The sequence below is a fragment of the Leptospira idonii genome, from assembly GCF_004770995.1.
Lineage (GTDB): Bacteria > Spirochaetota > Leptospiria > Leptospirales > Leptospiraceae > Leptospira_A > Leptospira_A idonii.
The window spans coordinates 52,557-71,796 of record NZ_RQHW01000018.1 but is presented as its reverse complement, the minus strand read 5'-3'; the positions used below and the strand labels follow the sequence as shown (position 1 = coordinate 71,796).

16 protein-coding genes are annotated in these 19,240 nt (G+C 41.9%); 6 read left to right on the top strand and 10 right to left on the bottom strand.

The genetic code is table 11. The annotated features are described in order from the left end of the window. Nucleotides 1-212 precede the first annotated feature (212 nt). Entirely contained in the window at nucleotides 213-1,148 is a 936-nt protein-coding gene (xerA, locus tag EHS15_RS06175; protein ID WP_135759678.1) for a site-specific tyrosine recombinase/integron integrase, read from the top strand. A gap of 170 nt (nucleotides 1,149-1,318) precedes the next feature. On the opposite strand, the gene EHS15_RS06170 is transcribed toward xerA, so the two are convergent. Genes EHS15_RS06170 through EHS15_RS06160 form a run of 3 tightly spaced genes read right to left on the bottom strand, consistent with a single transcriptional unit; the run spans nucleotide 1,319 to nucleotide 6,443 of the window. After that, nucleotides 1,319-3,175: an adenylate/guanylate cyclase domain-containing protein gene (locus tag EHS15_RS06170; RefSeq protein WP_135759677.1), complete on the bottom strand. Its 1,857-nt coding sequence runs from the start codon at nucleotides 3,173-3,175 to the stop codon at nucleotides 1,319-1,321. Then, complete coding sequence (locus tag EHS15_RS06165) at nucleotides 3,172-5,145, bottom strand: glycoside hydrolase family 5 protein (protein WP_135759676.1); 1,974 nt, start codon at nucleotides 5,143-5,145, stop codon at nucleotides 3,172-3,174. Before EHS15_RS06165 ends, EHS15_RS06170 begins: the two co-directional genes overlap by 4 nt. Beyond that, complete coding sequence (locus EHS15_RS06160; protein WP_135759675.1) at nucleotides 5,142-6,443, bottom strand: O-antigen ligase family protein; 1,302 nt, start codon at nucleotides 6,441-6,443, stop codon at nucleotides 5,142-5,144. The genes EHS15_RS06165 and EHS15_RS06160 overlap by 4 nt, the downstream gene beginning before the upstream one ends. Nucleotides 6,444-6,492: 49 nt before the next feature. Between EHS15_RS06160 and EHS15_RS06155 the strand changes: the two genes are divergently transcribed. Beyond that, nucleotides 6,493-7,776, top strand: a complete 1,284-nt coding sequence (locus EHS15_RS06155; protein WP_135759674.1) for a glycosyltransferase — start codon at nucleotides 6,493-6,495, stop codon at nucleotides 7,774-7,776. On the opposite strand, the gene EHS15_RS06150 is transcribed toward EHS15_RS06155, so the two are convergent. The 3 genes from EHS15_RS06150 to EHS15_RS06140 are packed head-to-tail and all read right to left on the bottom strand — an operon-like array spanning nucleotide 7,768 to nucleotide 10,441. Further along, a complete protein-coding gene (locus EHS15_RS06150; protein WP_135759673.1) occupies nucleotides 7,768-8,784 on the bottom strand; it encodes a hypothetical protein in 1,017 nt (338 codons plus the stop codon). The two genes, EHS15_RS06155 and EHS15_RS06150, sit on opposite strands and share 9 nt — an antisense overlap. Continuing rightward, nucleotides 8,778-9,833: a glycosyltransferase family 9 protein gene (locus tag EHS15_RS06145; RefSeq protein WP_210416305.1), complete on the bottom strand. Its 1,056-nt coding sequence runs from the start codon at nucleotides 9,831-9,833 to the stop codon at nucleotides 8,778-8,780. Before EHS15_RS06145 ends, EHS15_RS06150 begins: the two co-directional genes overlap by 7 nt. 2 nt (nucleotides 9,834-9,835) lie before the next feature. Further along, a complete protein-coding gene (locus tag EHS15_RS06140; protein WP_425460629.1) occupies nucleotides 9,836-10,441 on the bottom strand; it encodes a DUF4254 domain-containing protein in 606 nt (201 codons plus the stop codon). Between the two features lie 143 nt (nucleotides 10,442-10,584). Between EHS15_RS06140 and EHS15_RS06135 the strand changes: the two genes are divergently transcribed. Continuing rightward, a complete protein-coding gene (locus EHS15_RS06135) occupies nucleotides 10,585-11,382 on the top strand; it encodes an NRDE family protein (RefSeq protein WP_135759671.1) in 798 nt (265 codons plus the stop codon). A gap of 158 nt (nucleotides 11,383-11,540) precedes the next feature. Here EHS15_RS06135 and glyA read toward each other — a convergent pair whose 3' ends face one another. From glyA to EHS15_RS06120, 3 genes are read right to left on the bottom strand one after another with little or no spacing between them, the layout of a single operon-like run. Then, nucleotides 11,541-12,788, bottom strand: coding sequence for a serine hydroxymethyltransferase (gene glyA, locus EHS15_RS06130; protein WP_135759670.1), 1,248 nt, complete (start codon nucleotides 12,786-12,788; stop codon nucleotides 11,541-11,543). Continuing rightward, nucleotides 12,785-13,654 (bottom strand): lipoate--protein ligase family protein, encoded by an 870-nt coding sequence (locus EHS15_RS06125; RefSeq protein ID WP_135759669.1) that lies wholly within the window; start codon nucleotides 13,652-13,654, stop codon nucleotides 12,785-12,787. The genes glyA and EHS15_RS06125 overlap by 4 nt, the downstream gene beginning before the upstream one ends. Continuing rightward, on the bottom strand, nucleotides 13,651-14,505 hold the full coding sequence (locus tag EHS15_RS06120; RefSeq protein WP_246051916.1) for a rhomboid family intramembrane serine protease: 855 nt from the start codon (nucleotides 14,503-14,505) through the stop codon (nucleotides 13,651-13,653). Before EHS15_RS06120 ends, EHS15_RS06125 begins: the two co-directional genes overlap by 4 nt. A 28-nt stretch (nucleotides 14,506-14,533) precedes the next feature. On the opposite strand from EHS15_RS06120, the gene EHS15_RS06115 reads away from it, so the two are divergent. The 3 genes from EHS15_RS06115 to EHS15_RS06105 all read left to right on the top strand — a co-directional run bounded on the left by EHS15_RS06115 (nucleotide 14,534) and on the right by EHS15_RS06105 (nucleotide 18,603). Then, a complete protein-coding gene (locus EHS15_RS06115; protein ID WP_135759668.1) occupies nucleotides 14,534-15,493 on the top strand; it encodes an MBL fold metallo-hydrolase in 960 nt (319 codons plus the stop codon). A 12-nt stretch (nucleotides 15,494-15,505) separates the two neighbouring features. After that, nucleotides 15,506-17,935 carry a penicillin-binding protein 1A gene (locus EHS15_RS06110; RefSeq protein WP_135759667.1) on the top strand — a complete coding sequence of 810 codons (2,430 nt, stop codon included), beginning with the start codon at nucleotides 15,506-15,508 and terminating at the stop codon, nucleotides 17,933-17,935. Between the two features lie 227 nt (nucleotides 17,936-18,162). Then, entirely contained in the window at nucleotides 18,163-18,603 is a 441-nt protein-coding gene (locus EHS15_RS06105) for a tetratricopeptide repeat protein (RefSeq protein WP_135759666.1), read from the top strand. 51 nt (nucleotides 18,604-18,654) lie between these two features. Here EHS15_RS06105 and EHS15_RS06100 read toward each other — a convergent pair whose 3' ends face one another. After that, nucleotides 18,655-19,152, bottom strand: coding sequence for a hypothetical protein (locus tag EHS15_RS06100; RefSeq protein WP_135759665.1), 498 nt, complete (start codon nucleotides 19,150-19,152; stop codon nucleotides 18,655-18,657). Nucleotides 19,153-19,240 lie beyond the last annotated feature (88 nt).

Here is a 19,240-nt window from a genome sequence, read left to right as displayed (position 1 = left end):
CTGAAACCCTAGGCCTCAGGTAGAGAATTCCACTCTTTTTCTCTTCCGGTCTGATTCCATTATGTCAGATTACCCGGACAAAACAGAAGTTTCCAAAGTTTTTTTGGCAGGGAATCGGCTTTTTCTTTAAAACAATGCTAAACAGAGAGTAAGTACTTGTATAGTAAAATTTTCCGCCGGGAAGGGGAAAAATGAGCCGATAGAAAGAGGGTATGGTGACCTCCAATCTCGAAGTCCAACTCCCCGCACATGTTTCTTCCGAAATGTCCGAATATTTTAAAATGTACCGGACTTATTTAAAAATAGAGAAAAACTACTCCGAACATACGTTATTTGCTTATCTTAGGGATCTTAAATTTTTCTTCGAGTTTTGTGTGAAGGAAGAAATCGATTTTTTGAGCATCGATGTGTTGGATATACGTGCCTATTTTGCGGATCTGAAAGCAAATAAGAAGTTGGATAAACGCACTCAAAGCAGGAAGTTGTCTTCTTTGCGGACATTTTATAAGTTTTTATTCAGAGAAGAGAAGATCGCTGCAAATCCTATCCTTTCCGTAAGTTTTCCTAGAACGAAAAAGAAACTTCCAAAAAATTTCACACCTATCGAAACCGAAGATATATTAGAATATAATCATGAAGAAAAAAGTTCTTCCTTGAATCGAAGAGACAAAGCGATAGTGGAGATACTTTATTCTACGGGGCTTAGGGTATTCGAATTGGTCAATGCCAAGCTGGGCGATTTGAACGAGGAACTCACTAGCCTTAAGGTGATGGGGAAGAGAAGAAAGGAAAGATTCGTATTCATCGGAGATGAGGCAAGATCCGCTTTGAAGGATTATCTGGACGAAAGAGGAAATGCCAAAGCAGAAGAGATTTTTTTAAATCAAAGAGGCGGCAAACTGACCACTCGAGGAATTCGTTATATTCTTTCCGAAAGAAGAAGTGTGATGGGGATGGAAAAAGCGATCACACCGCATAAATTCAGACATACGTTTGCAACGGATCTACTTAACGCAGGGGCTGATATTCGCGCCGTACAAGAGTTATTGGGTCATTCATCTCTTTCTTCCACACAAGTATATTTGAGCGTTTCCAGAGATCGCCTAAAAGAAGTTTATCGAAATGCACACCCTCATGCGAAGAAATAACGGAGAGACATAATCCGGGGGAGAATTTTTAAACCCCCACCCGAGTTAGGGTGGAGGGGAGTGGCTCGTGGGCCATTCCTTCCCTGCCGTTTATCAGAAGATGCTCGTTTTGTAAATGGAGAGAGGGAGTTTTGAAAATTTTTTTCAAAACGTTTCACCTTTTTGCCCTCTTAGACCTTCCAGATATATATGAAGTCCGTTCTCTCCGTCCAGGGGAGGGGAAATTCCGTCTTTCTCAGTTTGGTTCCCGTTTGTCTTAAATATTCCCTCAAATTTTTATCTCGAAAGACCGTTTCGCTGATGGAAATTTCTCCCGATTCCGTTGCGGTTTGCATCTTTGCCGCATAATTGACGGTGTTTCCGAAGTAGTCTATGTTGCTGTTCAAGTTCACCGCCAAACAATTTCCAGTGTGGATGGAGATTCTAATCCTAACGGGCGTATGTTGGTTTTCCGGATGGAACCATTCCTGCATTTCTTTGGCGGCTCTCAAGGCTTGTGTAGGTGAAGGGAAAGATGCCATAACAGCATCTCCTATCGTTTTGACGACAGCACCTTTCTCTTGTTTAATGATTTGATATGTTTTGATGAAGTGTTCTCTTACTTGTAGAAAAGCTCCGTGATCTCCTTTCGTTTCGTAGAATTTCGTGGAACCTACAATGTCCGTAAAAAGAATTGTCTGCTGCCCTATATCTAACTGTAGATTGGTGGCAATAGCTTCTTCGGAGAATAAATCCCTGAATTCGGAAAAGTTAAACAGTTCCGACGGACGAAGGCTGATTTGATCTTCTTTTCGTTCTTCCAGGATGATCGTTTCTTGTTTGTCCGAATTGTTCTGGAAGACAAGAGTCGGTTTTGACTTTACTTTGATTTCCTGGTGAATGCTTTCATCCAACCATAAGATCTCTTGTGATTCGTAAGAGTCTTTTACATCCAAAAAATGAAATAATTTATCCCCTTTTTTTCTAAGTCGATACAAACCGGGCGGAATCAGTAAATGAGAGGAATATCCTTTTCCGGAAGGAACCGATTTCGTAAGAAGTATGTGTTTTTTAGTCGCAGGCTCTGCGGCACAATAAATTTGTTTTTCCACTTTTCTGACGGAAGGATGCATGTGGAAGGTAACTTCGATCGAATTTTTTCCAGTTGTTTCGAATTCCACTTCGCAAACTTCGCACTCATCTTTATCCGGCAAGTCGCCTAGTTTTTGTAAGGAGGTTCGAACTCCCCTGCAATGAGGGCATACGATATCCCAACTGAGAGTGAAGATTCCCAGTCTGCTTCCGTGTAAAAATAAAAGAAGCATTTCTTCGAAATCGATCCGTAGAAGTTTGGAAAGAAATTTGATACGGATTCGATCCAATTCGTTGTCGCTTGCATTTCGAATCCATTCGAATACGGAATCTATGGAGGAGATTTGGATTCCCTTTTTGGCCAGTTCCGGCTTTACTTCCTCCAATTTTTCAGGATGATTCCAATTCGTTTCTCCTTGAAATGTGGATTGGATTTGGTTGATTCCACCTAATTGGAAAGATGCGGCAGTGTTCCTTTGGATTTCTTTCTGCATTTCTGCCAGTGCAATTTTGTAATCTTGTTCCAGTTTGGGCATTCCGTATTCTAGAAGTTTTCTGCAGAAGAAATTTCTAGGAATCCAGCCGAAATAAACATATAATCTGGTTCTTGTTTCTCCATAAGGTTCTAAAAAATAACGGCATCTTACTTGTTTTCCGAATCCTTTGGAATAGATTCGTGCGTTTCCTATTTCTTTTAGATATTCCCAATCCCAAGGAACTTCTTCCCATTCCAGTTGGAAGCCTGCTTGTTTGGTGGAGCCGAACAGTTTGCCGTTTTTTTCTATATAGTTGAGTCTGGGGAGTCCGATCCTATGATTGAAGGAGGATGTATCTATTAGATACGGCCAAATATCCTCTCTTGTGACTTTTAGTTCGAATTCCCATAAATAATCCAACGGTTTTGAGGCATCCTTATCCCAAGGATATTTTGTTAATATATAGTTTAAGTCTATCATAACGGTTGTATGGTGATTTCGGCTTCTTCTTCGCCTTCGGAAATAAAGCAAACATGATGTTCCTGAGCATCCACCTGTTTGCAGTTTTTCGTTTCAATCTTAATTCCTTTCGGGTAAACGAAACGGGGAGTGACTATGACCGTTGGCTCTTTGGAACTAGGGTCCGGTTTCCATTTGAAGTAAAATTTGCCCGAAGACAGAGAGTATTTCATTTCCAGAGGGGTGCCTTGCGTAAATTGAGCGTAAGGTCGGCAGAAACCTTCGATGGCTCGTCCTCCTCCTCCGTATAAATCCGGTTCGCTGTGAGGAAGTTTTTGGTCCGGGGAATAAATACTAAGGTCTTCTTGGTTCCATCCGTCTCCTATCATCAAATCGTTTCTATTGGTAACCGTGTAATTCCAAATTGTATTGGATAATAAAAGATCGTCCATTGCGTTGTACATACAATTTAAGGCTCTGATATGGTGTTTCCAAATGGAAGGTTTATGATTTCCGTTAAACCATTGTTTGTATGATTTTCCTGCCTTTAGATCGAAAGGAATTCCGAACTCTCCGATTAAGCTGGGGATTTTTCCAGGAACTTCAGCACTTGCATCTTTTACTCTTTTGAGTTGGTTTACATACATCTTTCTGATGCCGTTTTCTCCGAATACGGGAAGTTTGCGGAGAGGATCGATGGCGATAGGATACAAAAACCTTTTGAAGATCAATGTCATGATGTCGTACCAATGCGCCGCATTGACCGAATTTTTAGGAAGAGCTGCGTTAAAATTCGGATTCATCCATCCGTCGGTTGCTTCTCTTTCGGCAAAAATCATCCAGTCGGATCGGACGGAGTGTACGGCATCAGCCATCCTTCTGATAAAGGGAATCATATAGTCCCTATCGAAATCGATAACTTTGCCTTTGACGTTTTGGAAAAAATCGTTTTTTTCGATAAAAGGAGTTCCGTCTTTTGTCAAAGACCAGGCTCCTTCGGATTGGAAAGGGTCTTCCTGCATATGGGGCAGCCAAATCGATGTTTGTGACTGATTGACTGTTTCCGTTCTCGCGGGGACGAATCCTCCCTTTAAGACATTTAACTCTAGATAGGGGAGTTCTATCGTAAAACCTTGGGAAGAATATAGAGCATCGATAGGGGACCAAGCGAGTCCGGGTCTAGCAGGATCTTCCTCCGTATTTAGGATTCCTCGATCGTTCATAGCTCTTCCTATGAAACCTTTTCCAGGTTCGTTTAAGGAATCGAATCCCAAAACATGAGGAAAATCTTTCACCCTTTCTGCGACTTGCAGCATCGCTCCGAAATAATGTTCTTGAAGATAATCTTGGACGTTTTTTCCGTCGATCAGAAAGGAGGGAGCGAAATCCTTCCCTCCGAAAAACAAAGTCCATAAAATTCCGTTCCCCGCATATTTATAGTTTTGTGACCAAGACATAGTAGGATAATTTTTTTCCTGTCTTGTTCCCGGTTTCGAATAATCGTAAGATTTTTGCATCACCAAAGCGGCATTCGCATCGGATAACTTTGTATAATCGATTCCCACCTTTTCGAAGATCCATCCGGGTGCACCGTCCCCTCCCGTCATCCTGGACCAAACATCCTGATGAAAGTCGACAAATACGTAAAATCCGTAGTCTCCCGCTTGTTTGGTGATTTCTGTAAAATAATCCAAATAGGCTAAATCGTATTCTTTCGGACCTTTGTGTTCCACCGCTTCCCAAGTGGTGAGCAGGCGCAGGCAGTTGAAACCCCATTGTTTCAAGCGGGTAAAATGTTCTTTGGCTTCTTCCAAAGGGAAGGGGCGACCGATAAAACTGACTTCTTTATGATCCGAAAAATCGGTAGGATGATGGGTGCCTCCGTTCGGATAAGGACATTTCGTATCCCCTCCCAAATTGACTCCTCGCAAAATGAGTTTTCTACCGGATTCGTCTACGAACCATTCGCCTGAAGGACGGATTTTTTTCATACTGTCGATTCTTCCTTTCTTAAAAATATATGATAGTAACCTAACAGATAATAAAACATGATGAGAACTTCATCGTCTTGAAAGTAACATTGTAAAAGGCCGGAAAAAAAGAATCCTGTGAGACCCAGCGTCCAATACATCGTTTCTTTCGGGACTCGGTTGTCCGTAAAACCGTAGAGAATCATCGCTCCCAAAAGAATGTAAAGCAAAACTTGAGGTAGTCCGAAAACCGCACTTAGGTGGAAAAAATCGTTATGGGCATGGCCTCTTTGAGTCACTTCGTAAAAGTAAGCGAGTTCTTTGTGTTCGATTTCTTTTTCTTTCCTTGTGATCTCCACCTCTTTTTGGTAGGCGCCAGGTCCGATCCCGAAGACCGGATTTTTTTCGATCATAGGAAAGGTGGAATCCCAAATGAAACTTCTTCCCGAGTCCGTATGTTTTTCCGATCCGAATAGAGGTTTGATGACTTTTTTTAGAGCATCCGATTGTGTGTATGCGATCCCTATGGATCCGATTCCAACAAGGGCGATGATGCTTGCGTTTTTGATCATATTCAAGGAAACATTTTTTTCTTTAAAGATCAGAATGTAAAACCCTACAAGAAGGCTTATGATCGATCCCAGCATCGCCGAACGAGCATTATTGAATAGATAAACCGCTGCTAGAAGTAAAAACAAAAGAGCGTAGGTTGCTATTTTGCGAAAACTATCCTCGTTTTTCCAGGACTCATACACCTTGAAGAAATAATAAGGAAAGATAAAAGAAACTAGTCCTCCGAATGTTAGGTGAGTGTTCATGAGTCCGATGGGAAGATAGATGTCTAAAAAAGATATGTTCCCATAATGCTGTGTGTACGGCCAGGAAGTGGAAGTTTTATAAAGATCGGATACGATTCTTGCCAAACGGATCGGAGAGAATAGAGATACGAGTCCTGTGATTAAAATCAGCAGGGAAAAATACCAAACGGCTCGATGAAGTTTGGGGTGATCTTCTTGTTTCACTCCTTGGATGACGAAAAAAGCGGAGAGAAGGAAAAGATCTTTCATTTCGTCTCGGAAGGCTCGTTTGAGAACGAGAGGGTCGAATCCTTCCGCACAGAAATGATAGAATAGGGAAATAAATTGCCAGGAGTAAAAACAAACGAGCACTAAAACGAGGGGGGTGCGGAAGTTCGGTTTTTCTTTCAGAAACAGAAATGTAATCAAAGACAATGCTAAAAAGAGCTGACTGATAGAGACCGATATTGCACAGGAAATGATAGACAGAGTTAAGAAAGAAAGATAGATTCGGTATAACATTATTATACCCGAGAGTATAGATTTTCTTCATTTTGTAAAGAGGTTCAGCTTGAGAGTTCTTTATTTTTCAGACACATTTTTGCCTAAAACGGACGGAGTGGCCGTTTCCATTAAGAATTTCTCCGAACTTTTGTCTCTCAGAGGGCATGAATTTACGATCTGTGCTCCTCGTTACGGGGAGGGGGATTTTGACAGAATGGGGCAGAACATTCAGGTAGTCCGCTTCCGTTCCGGGTATCTGCCTAGTTACCCGGACATCAAAGTTGTTTTGCCTAGTCCGGGGAAAATTAAAAAAGTCATCGAAGACTTTCAACCTGATTTGATACACATTCATACTCCCGGGCTTTTGGGGCTGTATGCCATCAACGCTGCCGAGAGATTCGGAATTCCCACCATAGGAACCTATCATACTTTGATGGCGGAACAAGAAATGTATGTTTCTTTTTATCGTCTGTTCAAATTGGACAAACTGTTTTTTAAGATCAATAAGTTCAAAAAGAAGATGAACATAGAGGATCTGGATAAGTTCGTTAAATTCGATAATTTTAATATCCGTAAAAAAATCATTCTGAAGATCTGCAATGATTTATATAATAGATGTGATGTGGTTATATCTCCCAGCCATTTGATCAAAAAACAATTGGCCGATTACGGAATCACACGACCTGTTACTGTCGTGTCAAACGGTATGGATTTAAAACGATTCACAGGTGTAGTTAAATCCTTCGACTCCGATGCCCCTAAGGTTCTTCATGTGGGAAGAATTTCTTATGAGAAAAATTGCGACGTAGTGATCAATGCATTCAAACTCATCCATGAGAAATATCCGAAAGCGACTTTGACCATCATAGGGGAAGGTCCTGCAATTCCGTCTTTGCAAAGACAGGCGGAACATTTAGGTCTGTCCGGCTCGGTGATCTTCACCGGGTTTGTTCCTAATGCGGAACTTCATGAAGTGTATCCTAAGTACGATTTGTTCTTAACCGCATCCACTATGGAAACGCAAGGATTAGTCGTTTTAGAAGCGATCGCTTGCGGTCTTCCTGCGGTAGGAGTAGATTCGTTCGCTTTGCCTGAACTCATCCAACACGAAAAGAACGGATACATCGCACCCGCTTTCGATGTAAAACAACTTGCAGATCTATCCATTAAACTTTTGTCAGATGGAAAAAAATATTCTGAGTTTTCCAAAAACTCAATAGAAATCGCTTCCGGCCATGAAATGGAGAAATGCGTGGATGAAATGGAAGATATCTATAGAAAAGTCATCGAAGCGATGAAAGGAAAGGCTAAAAAACAAAGTTTATTCGATATGTTTTTAGACTTAGTTTGATTTAATCGGGGTAAAAATTACGGATTGAACTTGTTTTTTGTCATTTGCGTCGTCATAAACCACTTCCGTTTTCATGGATCTTGCCGGCCAATAGAGTTGGATGGCTTCCACTAGTTCGTAGGCAGTGAGAGTATAATCAAGCACTGTCACGACTAGGTTTAGGCTGATAAATCTTTCTTTTTTCGTTTTCTTAGTATTGATTTCTTTCGAAGCAATCAACCATTTATAAAGTCGGGAAGATCTGTTCGCTGTCAACAGATGGTTTACATCCAGCTTCGCCTGCGGAAGTTCGGCGCCTACTTGTTGGAATTTGATTTCAATGGGTTTCCCCGATTTTTCCGCTTTGGTCAATAATTTAGAAAGTTGAAGATCGAATGTCTCGTCATCGAAATACTGAGTGGTTTCACAAACGGAATATACCGTGTCGCAGAGATTTCCGTAATTTCTGTGAAAAAAATAAATGAGAAGGATATCATGGGTTTGCGGGTGATATAAAACTTTTGCATTATAATGTTCCATTCTTCCGAAAACGAAATAAGATTTCAGTCGTTTGTATATATTATAAGAAACTCCGAATATATCTTTGAAAAGAGGAAGATCGGTGAATCCTAAACTTCTGATTCCTATGTAATAAGGCTCGAAAGACACTGAACCTTCTCTTTTTGCTATTTCTCTCAAGTATTCCACAAGGTCTTCCAAAAGGGGGTCGTCGATTTTGATTTTAGGTTCGTCGATCTCGATGGCGATCTTTCCGCTGTTTTTCCCGAAAGCATCCCATACCCCGGAAAGATCTTTTTTATCTTTATTTAAATTGAACTTAATGCAGCTATCTTCGCGGCATGAAATTTGTTCTTCGAATTTTTGTTTGTTGGGGGAAGGAATGAATACCGGTTCGAATTTGAAATTATCTTCTTCGTCGGAAGGAGTAGGATCGGAGAAAACGGATGTGGTAATGTAAAGACTTAGGCTTAAAAAGAGGATTAAGAAAAAACGGACTTTAGTTACCATAACGTATTTACATTTTGTAAAAATCGTATGCGTCTAACAACGTCTAGCGGATCGATCATTTCCATACAGGCATGATCTCCTCTCCAACATTTTGTATTGCCGTAGATGGAACAAGGACGGCATGCCAAATCGACTTGGAGCACTCCTGAGTCTTCTTGGGCGAAAGGACCGAATCCGGAAATGGGATGTGTGGTTCCGTAGATGCCGATGACTGGTTTTTTTAACAAGGCCGCAATATGAACGTTGGACGAATCCATCCCGATCATTAGATCCATTCGGTCCATAATGCCTAGTTCCCCTCTGATTCCTAAGGAACCCCCTTGGACTATATTGATTCTTTTTTGTCCGTCTCGAAGGATTTCCATTTGGGCTGCCTCGTCTTTGCCACCGAACAAAAATATGTTGCAGTCAGGAAATTCTTCCAGCAAAATTTCGGTCAATTTTTTGCAATTTGCAAAACTCCATTCTTTCAGAGCATGGCCTGCAAAAGGAGCGAACCCGAACCACTGTCCCGCTTTTTTATCTATCCCTATGGATTTTAAGTAGTCTTTTGCGTAAATTTTCGACTCTCCATCCACATTCAACCAAGGCCCCTTTCTGATCGGAGCGTCGAATCCCGCTTTTTTGAATACATTCAAATAACGATCCACAGTGTGGGGAAGTTTGTTTAGCTTTTTGTTGTATTTTCTTGTCTGTTGGAGCTTTTCTTTGCGTCCCTTAATTATTTTTTCGAAAGGGACTCCCTTCCATTTGAAGAAATAGGAAATGAGACGGGAACGAACGGAACCATGAAGATCGATTACATGTTCGTAAGGACCTAGTTTGGCGATGTCTTTGTACAATTTCCAAATCCCCATAATTCCTTTGTATCGTTTTAGATTGATTCCGAGTACGTTTAGATTGGGGATATTGTAAAAGAAAGGGGCGAAATTTCCCCTGGTAACGACTGTAAGCTGAATATTGGAATACTTTGCGGCAATCGCAATCAGTGCGGGGGTCGTTAGAGCAACATCCCCCATGGCGGAAAACCTAAGTACCAAAAGATTCATTTTTACTTATTTTTATAAAGTGAAGGATTCAAGTTTTGATCGTTGTACATCTTCATTTGACGATATACTTTTACCTTTTTGTCCCCGTTTTTGTAATCCAACAAAAGCTCGTCTAAACAAAGTTTGAGATCTTCTCTTTGGTCGAGTAGAATGGTGAGTTTGTTTTGGCATTTTTGAATGTGTTCTGCGGATGCCGCACTGTCTTTTCTTTCTACTTGTTCCTGCATATGATAGATTTTAAGTTCTAATATGCTCATTCGATCCAGAAGCCATGCAGGGGATTCTGAATTGAGTCTTGCGTTCGGTTTGGGAACGATCGTTTTGAAGAGATCGATGATAAAATCGTCTAATTTCTCCACCATATCGGTTCTATCTTGGTTGAGTTTGTCGATTTTTCTTTTCAAGCTGACGACTTCTTCCAACGGGATATCAGGTCGTCTGATATCGTCTTCGATATGCCATTGGATGGTATCGATATGATTTTTTTGATAGAGTGTGTTTTCTATACTGTTATCTGGATATGGATTGGTGTGAGGGGCTTCTTTTTTATGCCAGTCAAGAACTGATTCTTGAAAGATGGAGACTGCTTTTTTTGCGTCAAAATTCATCATTTTCCCTTTTTTGTAATGTTTTGGGTCTTCCTGCGAATTCAATCCAAATATTTCGGGATTTACTCTTTTCTAATCGGCGTATTTAGAGCTAAGATCGGTAAGAATTTGACAAAGACTTCGAAAAGAATTCCGATGCAGGTATGTGTTTGGTCGGATTTGCATACAAAGTATGGCCCGGATATCCTATTGTTATCGCTTCCAATCGGGATGAATTTTTCAATAGAGCTACTGAGAAGGCTTCCTTTTGGGAAGATCATCCTGCGATTTTAGCGGGAAGAGACCTTCAATCGTTTGGTACTTGGTTAGGTGTCACCAAACAAGGTAGAGTTGCTTTTGTCACGAACAATCGTAATCTAAGAATTCCTTCCATATCTGATCCTCTCTCCAGAGGGAAACTTGTGTCCGAGTTTTTGATTTCAGATCTTTCCTCCGAATCTTATTCCAAAGAGATAGAAGCAAATGCGGACAAATACGAAGGATTCAATCTCTTCGTTTATGATGGAGGCAGTTTGCCTGTTTACATTTCGAACCGAGGAGGAAGGCGTTCTGTCATAGAACAGGGATTTCATACTTTAAGCAATGCTCTTTGGAATACGAATTGGCCCAAAACGGAGAAACTTCGTTCCAAGATGGTTCCTTTGTATGAAGATAACTTCGCTGCAAGAAGAAATGAAGGGTTTCCTTGGGAGAAGATTTTCGAAATTTTAAACGATCGATCTATGGCCGATTCGGAAGGATTGCCGGATACGGGAATTGGAAAGGAAAAAGAGAAAGCATTGTCTTCCATTCGAATCACAGCGCCAGGATATGGAACGAGAGCGAGTACGATCGTAGCTATTTCCGAAAAAGGAGAAGTTTTCTTTTGGGAAAAGACATATAAGGAGCCGGATGCGGAAGAAGGGGAGATTGTCAGTTACCGATTTCAAATAGGTGAATGAAAACGGGCAAAAAGGTGAAAGGAATTTAAAAATTTAGAATAGTAAGTTGCAAAAAACGAAGGATGTGTTAGGGGAGAAGGGGAGCGGCTTCCCACGAACCACTCCTCCCCACCCAGTAGATACAGGGCGGGGGAACCTCATCTCACCTAACTGCCGCTCTATCCTAAGCGGAAGTTTGTCATTGGGAAACCTTTTGTGACTTCCTTGACTCCGTCCTTTACTTTCGCCTTCCAGCTTTCGTCTCCGAAATGGTCTAGGAAATCGCAGATGAGTCCTCCGACTCTTTCCATCTCAGCATCTTTGAGTCCTCTTGTGGTAAGTGCAGGAGTTCCCAATCGAATTCCGGATGCGACTGCAGGAGGATTTTTATCGAAAGGAATCGCATTTTTGTTCACTGTGATTCCCACTCCGTCCAATCCATCCGCTGCATCTCTTCCTGTGAGTCCTTTTACGGAAACATCCAGGAGCACCAAATGGTTGTCAGTTCCTCCGGAAATCACGCGGTATCCTCTTTTTTGGAAAACTTCCGCAAGGATTTTAGCGTTCTTTAATACTTGTTTGATGTATGTTTTGTAGTTCGGTTGAAGAGCCTCTCCGAATGCTACAGCTTTTGCGGCGATCACATGCATCAAAGGTCCTCCTTGAATTCCAGGGAATACTCTCGAATTCAGAATTTTTTCGTGTTCTGTGCTGGAAAGAATGAGTCCTCCTCTTGGACCTCTCAATGTTTTGTGAGTGGTTGTAGTTACGAAGTCACAAAGTCCGATCGGACTAGGATGTTCTCCCGCTACCACCAAACCTGCGATATGTGCGATATCGGCCATAATCTTAGCACCGATGGAATCTGCGATTTCTCTGAACTTGGAAAAGTCGATGGTTCTAGGATAAGCGGATGCACCCACAACGATGAGTTTCGGTTTGTGTTCTTTGGCAAGTTTTGCCACTTCCGCATAATCGATAGTCTCTTCTTTTTCGGAGACTCCGTAAGGAATCGGCTTATAGTATTTTCCGCTGATGTTGACTGCGGAACCGTGAGTAAGGTGGCCCCCATGAGCCAAGTTCATTCCTAAAAAGGAATCTCCCGGTTCTAAGGTCGCAAGGAAAACCGCCATGTTCGCCTGTGCCCCGCTATGCGGTTGTACGTTTGCGTATTCTGCTCCGAACATCTTTTTGGCTCTTTCGATGGCCAATTCTTCGATTTTGTCTGCGTTTTCGCATCCGTTATAATATCTTTTTCCCGGATATCCTTCAGCGTATTTATTGGTAAGTGTAGAATGGTAAGCTTCCAAAACCGCTTGGGAAACGAAGTTTTCACTAGCGATCATTTCTAGTGAATTTTCTTGTCTTTCGTCCTCGTGTTTGAGGGCGGAAAAAACTTCAGGATCTTGTTTTTGTAAATAACTCATGTGGGAATTTCTCGATTTAGTATAAATGGTAAACTTTCATATTTTCGCTTGCGAATAATTTCAGATTCTTTCAGGACTAGTTTCCGAAAAGAAGAAAACCCTTTTCCCCAGAAGGAAAAATCTTTGTTTTGGGAAGGGAGTGTTTCTCCCAGATAGTTTGCAAATTCCGCAAATAAATCGGACTGGAATTGCGGAACGGAAAAATGATCCGGCAGACTTGTCAAAAAATCCCTATGTGTTCTTTCTTTTCTATAATCCGGCTCTTCAGGGGGATGGTGAAGGACATTGCTGACAGATTGAATTAAATCTTTTTTTAAGATCAAGGTTCCATGTTGGACGATGCAGTTTCTTTTTCTAAATTGCGCATTGCCGGAGATTTTTTTGATCACTCCCGCCTCTTCAATCGCCAGATCCGATTTTCCTTTCGCACTAGCACCTATTTCTTGTTTGATGAGAGCCTTTGCCACCAAACCGAGTAGAATGTCATAAGAGGATTTAACGGGAAAAAGTTCCTTTCTTACATCCAAATTCACGTAAATGGAATAGTTCACGTTTCCCGTAGGATTATGAAACACTGTCCCCCCGCCGGAAGCTCTTCTTGCGATATAAGTGAAATCTGGAATTGCTTTTTTGGGAAAGGAGGATGTTTCCGCTTTTTCTAGAAAAGGTCGGATCACATCCTCTTGTACATTTCGAAACGGATTTTCCGAAAGGCCGAGTATGATGGAAGGAGGATTCGTCCAAATCCTGACTCCTCCCGTAAGACCGGAAGAAGATAAATGCAAAGCGATGGATTCTTCGATCGCTAAATTATAATAAGGCGACCTGATCGGAGTGACAGGAAAAAGAAAAAAAGGAGGACTCACTCGTTGAAATACTTTTGGGAAGCATCGTTGAGGAATTTTTTCTCGCTCCTAGAAAGAGAATCCATACCTTCTTTGGAGATTTTTTCCAAAAGTTTGTCTACTCTGTCTTTCGCGTTTTCCCTGTTCTCCATTTCCTGTTGGTATCTCAAGAACCTTCTTTTTTGAAGATATCTGGAAAGAGACCAGCTAGAGGAACCGGAAGAAATTTTTTTCCAACCGGAATAAAATCGGACCAGAAAAAATGCGGAAACCACCCCTCCGATGAGCGAGGTATAAACGATAGCTCCTCCCCCAGAAAAAAGTAAGATCAGCATAAATAGGATCGCAACATATTTCGCCTTGAGAGGAAAAATCAGCATAAACAGCATTTCCCGGTTCGGCCAGGTCAATGCGTAAGCAAATAACAAAGCGTAGACGGCGGAACTTGCCCCTACGACGATTCCCGGACTCATTCCGAAAAAAGCGGCGATCACAGCGGCAAGGGCACCTGCCAAATTGGAGAAAATATAGAATTTCAGGAAAGGTTTACTTCCCCAATGTTCCTCCAATTGTCCGCCAAACATCCATAACATGAGCATGTTCATCAAAAGATTCCAGAATTGAACGTGCAAAAACGAATATGTGACTACCTGCCAGACGAATCCCTTCAAAACTAGGGCGGGATTTAGCGCCAAAATGCCTCCGATCCAGGAAGTTTTGAGGATCAGATTTTCTAAAAATTGAAGAACAAATACGATCCCATTTGCCACAAGTAAGGCACGAACGACAGTCGTTAATTCTGGACCGAATCGAGTTTCATAACTGGGGTAACGAGGGGCCATAAATTCAAGGTCGTAAATCTTGAGTGACAAGGAAAGTCGATTTCCTAGGATCGAGGAAGTGGTCGTTCAACTCTTTGGGGTACGTGGATCCATCGCCGCCCCGCTTCGCAATCAGGATTATCGTAAAAAAATCCTAGAAATCATCGAATTGTACTCTAAAGAGCCCAACCGTACCCCCGCATCTGCGGAGGAATTTTGGAAATCTCTTCCTTATCATTTGAAATTCGTGACCGGAAGCGATACTACTTGTGTGACCGTTACGGACGATAACGGAGAACTCTATGTTTTGGACATCGGAACAGGGGCAAGAAACGTAGGGGACGACCTCATCCAAGAATATTTCAAAAACAAACAGAAGAAAGATGTGAACTTTTTCATCACCCACACACATTGGGATCACATCCAAGGGCTTCCTTTTTTTAAGCCCATCTATTTCCCCGACTTCACATTAAAATTCCATTCTCCTTATGCGGATTTAGAAGCCAGATTAGAACGCCAACAATCTCCCGAATTTTTTCCCGTGGATTTTTCCGGCACTGGCTCCGCCAAAGAATTTCAGCTTTTTTCTCCTGGAGATGTTTTGCAATTTTCGGGAGGGCTTAAAGTAGAATGCCATCCTTTGAAACATCCGGGCGGTTCGTACGCCTATAAGTTCACAAACAGAGAAGGGAAAGTTTTTATCTTTGCTACGGATGCGGAATTCACAGGGCAGGATATGAGCATCATCCACGACTATGCTCCTTTCTTTCAAGGAGCGGACCTTCTCATTTTGGACACTCAGTATACTTTGGACGAATCCTTTTCCAAATTCGACTGGGGGCACACATCGTACACTATGTCCGTAAACTGTGCCACTTCTTGGAATGTGAAAAATCTGGTACTGACTCATCATGAACCTAGTTATTCGGATGAAAAGATCTACGAGATTTATCGTGCTGCGGAACAGCATAAGGAATTATTGGGAGAGAAGAAGTTAAAAATCCATCTGGCAAGAGAAGGATTACGTTTTCATTTATAAAGACGATCGATCATGGACAAAGAAAAAACTTTAAAATATACGCTGACAGCATTCTTCGTTTTCGCCCTATTCGGCGGAATTTTCTTCGGATACATTTTATCCGAAGTCAACCAAGGTAAGGAGCTGCAAAAGCTGGCATCCTACCAGCCGACCACTCCCACCAAACTGTACGATACGAACGGAATCCTTTTTGCGGAATTGTATCGCCACAAACAGGAACTTCTGAAATACCAAGACATTCCTCCTCATGTGATCCAGGCGTTTCTCTCCGTAGAGGACGATAATTTCTTCAATCACTTCGGAATCGATTTTTCCGCCATCATAAGAGCGGCGATCAAAAACGTTCTGGCGGGAAGAATCGTGCAGGGAGGTTCCACTCTTACTCAGCAGCTTGCCAAAACGATTTTACAAGAAAGAAAAAAAACATTCGCTCGTAAGTTTCTGGAAGCGCTCCTCACCTTACAGATAGAACAAGAATACACAAAAGAAGAGATCTTAGAAATTTATTTCAATCTAATCTATCTGGGTCACGGAACAACAGGTCTTTCTTCTGCGGCCAATGTATATTTCCAAAAAGACGTAAGAGATTTGGATATTGCGGAAGCGGCCCTTCTTGCGAGACTTCCGAAAGCACCTGTCAACTATTCTCCTTTCAAAAATCCGAAAGATGCCAAAACGGCACATTTACTCGTTCTGAATTTGATGGCCAAAAACGGATTCGTTCCTAAAGACCAAGTGCAAAAGATCCACGATGAATTTTGGGAAAAATATTGGCCGATCGTAATCACTCAATCTCCTTCTCGTTCCACATGGGGAACGAAATTGAACAGAGCTCCTCATTTTACGGAATGGGTGCGCCAAATTTTGGAAAAAGAAGTGGGCGAGGAAGCGGTTTATACCGGAGGACTTCGCGTTTATACCACTCTGGATGTAAGAAAACAAGAGATTGCGGAAGAGGAACTCAGAAAGGGACTCATCGACCAGGATCGATACGCATTCGGAGCGAACTTTCGTTATGCGGGAAGAGCCGACAGAGGATTAGTTTCCTTGTACAATCTTATGGGCACTATTTTCCCCGTAGGAGTTCCTTATATCACCAATTTGGATGACAGGCAAATCTTCCGACTTCATTTGGAAAAGGAACTGGCATCTTCTTTGGAATTACTCACAGACTTCATACCTTCAGAGAATGAAAGTGCTGCTGTGAAAGAATTCCGCAGATCTTCCCTAGTGTTCTCCTCTAATTTGCACGTAGAGGGAGCCGTTGTTACGATTGATCACCAAACAGGCTATATACAAACAATGGTGGGAGGATCCAGGTTCACTCCTAAAAACCAGTTCAACAGAGCGATGCAGGCAAGAAGACAAACAGGGTCTTCTTTCAAACCGATGGTGTATGCCGCTGCGATTCAAAACAGAGCGGTCGGTTCCGGAACTGGAATTATGGATGCTCCACTAACAACCATTACGGAAGAAGGAGAAGGGTATTCTCCTCAAGATATTTCCGGGGACTTCAGGGGAATGGTGCCTTTGTCGAGAGCCCTTTCTTTGTCTTTGAACATCGTATCCGTTCAGGTGTTGATGAGAACCGGCACAGACTCTGTCATTGATTTTGCATCTAAGGTTTCGAAAACAAACAAAACAAGATATCCTACAGGGCCAGCGCTTGCTTTGGGAGTGGCGGAACTCACTCCTTATGAAATGGCGCTTGCTTATTCCATCATGGCGAACAAAGGAAAGGATGTAATTCCTTTTAGCGTTCGTTATGTGCTAAATCAAAGCGGATCCGTCATATACAATAAAGAAAAAGAAGTTCAGGAAGAACTTGCAGAAGAAGCAAAAAACGGAACCATTCAGATCATTCCCGAATCCACAGCATACATCATCCGCCAAATGTTGATCGGTGTGGCTACAGGAGGAACACCTACTGCGACTCTTCGTGCTTCCGACAAAGGAAATTACAAAGGGGAATCGGGAGGAAAAACCGGATCCACTTCTTCTTACACGAACGTATGGTATTGCGGTTTCGATCCTAAATTTACGACTGTCGTTTGGATGGGGTTCGATAAATCTTCCCTTTCCTTGGGACAGGGAACGACTGCGGCAGGGGTTGCCGTTCCGATTTGGGGAAGGATGTACTCTCGCTGGTACAACGAAGGTCCTTATCCTACCTTCCAAACCCCGGGAAAACCGGATGTCATTCCGGAAGACGTCATCAAAGGAGCCACTTGTTCTTTCAATGGACTCGCTCCAGGACCGAATTGTCCTCTCACTTCCAATATGTTTTTGAAGCCGATCACCGTAGCAGGAAGAACTTTGGCGGTTCCGGGTAGCAGACAATGTGACGGAGACAGAGATCACTTCCGGTCCATGGATTTGAACGATTTTCTACAAAGAGAGTTGGAAATCAGTGACGATGAACTAAAACCTAATAAAAATTAGAACAAATTGCCTAAACTTTGGGCAATTTAGCTTCCATTTTGATTTCCTTCCTATTTTTAATACACTCTTAGAAACTATCTCTATTTCCTAGAATGCCAATCCAAGGCATTCTAGCGGTATTTCTTGATTTTCCGGAACGGTAGAAATGTTGGCACGGATGTTGCATTCTATAGATCGAAAGCGAAGAAAACGGATTCTGCAAAGAATGTTTCTTCCCGGAGGTCAAAATGAAGCTAACTATCTCAACACTCTTGATTTTAGGTTTAACATTCTCTCTTTCTGCTTTTGAGTCTGAATTGGACAACGAAGAGATCAGCTCTCTCGTGAATTCTTACGACAAAGAAACTTTGACCGAAATTTCAAACGAATTATTGAAAGTAGCGACTTCCGAGGAGAACCAAGGAGAATACGAACTTGCTTCCCTTCATTACAAACGTGCGTTAAAGATCAGAGAAGCGATCGGAATGAAAGCGCATAAAAGTTACGCATCTATTCTTTATCTTACATCCAATGCGGCATTTAAAGCGGGAAACTATTGTGAAGCGGGTAATTTCGCAAACCAAGCAAGCATCGCTTTCAAACAACACGGCATCACCAAATTCGAAGAAAAAGCAGCGAAAGACGTAGTGACATACGGAAGAGCTTGCGCGGTGTTAGCTTATAAATAAACGTTATGATTCTTTTCTAGAGATGGTTACCCTCTTTGATTCGTTCTAGAGTCAATCCAACCTCCCGTAGTAATATACGTGAGGTTGGAATTCTTTTTTCACGTATTTACTCTTCGCCTTTTTAAACAAAATCCCTTCTTCATACGGTTTGCCGGATTCCCATCCGATTCCGAAGCCTGACTCTAAATAACCAGATTCATACTGCAAAGGTGCAATGGAACGTTCTTCCGAATCGAAATGATACAATAGTTTGTGAGGAATGTTTACAGAAATAGAAACGGATGTTTCCGAAGGACAAGGTAAATAAGATCTTTGTTTCCATCGGGAGGGATGAGAAACTTCTTCTTCATTGCATTCGTATTTACGAACCGATTCCGTTTCGAAAAGAATCCAAGGGCCTTCTTGTTTGTATTTTCCTTCTCCTAAAACGCGGACAAACTTCTTTTTTTCCTTATGAAAAACGAAAGATCTCCATTCTTTACGGAATCGGTTTTCTTTTTCGATTAGAATCCATTCCGTCCAATCGGAGTGAAAGTCTTTGGAATGCATGGGAGATTTTTTTTCAGTAGGTCTTTCGTAGTTTCCCAAGGAAAGAGCAGGATAAGAAACAACTTGGCTGCCTGATTCGGAAGGAAGT

What these genes read in the sequence shown, in the direction of transcription:
- xerA (WP_135759678.1), top strand. Translation starts at nt 213, where the DNA reads ATGGTGACCTCCAATCTCGAAGTCCAACTCCCCGCACATGTTTCTTCC.
- EHS15_RS06170 (WP_135759677.1), bottom strand. Translation starts at nt 3,175, where the DNA reads ATGATAGACTTAAACTATATATTAACAAAATATCCTTGGGATAAGGAT.
- EHS15_RS06165 (WP_135759676.1), bottom strand. Translation starts at nt 5,145, where the DNA reads ATGAAAAAAATCCGTCCTTCAGGCGAATGGTTCGTAGACGAATCCGGT.
- EHS15_RS06160 (WP_135759675.1), bottom strand. Translation starts at nt 6,443, where the DNA reads ATGTTATACCGAATCTATCTTTCTTTCTTAACTCTGTCTATCATTTCC.
- EHS15_RS06150 (WP_135759673.1), bottom strand. Translation starts at nt 8,784, where the DNA reads ATGGTAACTAAAGTCCGTTTTTTCTTAATCCTCTTTTTAAGCCTAAGT.
- EHS15_RS06145 (WP_210416305.1), bottom strand. Translation starts at nt 9,833, where the DNA reads ATGAATCTTTTGGTACTTAGGTTTTCCGCCATGGGGGATGTTGCTCTA.
- EHS15_RS06140 (WP_425460629.1), bottom strand. Translation starts at nt 10,441, where the DNA reads ATGAATTTTGACGCAAAAAAAGCAGTCTCCATCTTTCAAGAATCAGTT.
- EHS15_RS06135 (WP_135759671.1), top strand. Translation starts at nt 10,585, where the DNA reads ATGTGTTTGGTCGGATTTGCATACAAAGTATGGCCCGGATATCCTATT.
- glyA (WP_135759670.1), bottom strand. Translation starts at nt 12,788, where the DNA reads ATGAGTTATTTACAAAAACAAGATCCTGAAGTTTTTTCCGCCCTCAAA.
- EHS15_RS06110 (WP_135759667.1), top strand. Translation starts at nt 15,506, where the DNA reads ATGGACAAAGAAAAAACTTTAAAATATACGCTGACAGCATTCTTCGTT.
- EHS15_RS06105 (WP_135759666.1), top strand. Translation starts at nt 18,163, where the DNA reads ATGAAGCTAACTATCTCAACACTCTTGATTTTAGGTTTAACATTCTCT.
- EHS15_RS06100 (WP_135759665.1), bottom strand. Translation starts at nt 19,152, where the DNA reads ATGCATTCCAAAGACTTTCACTCCGATTGGACGGAATGGATTCTAATC.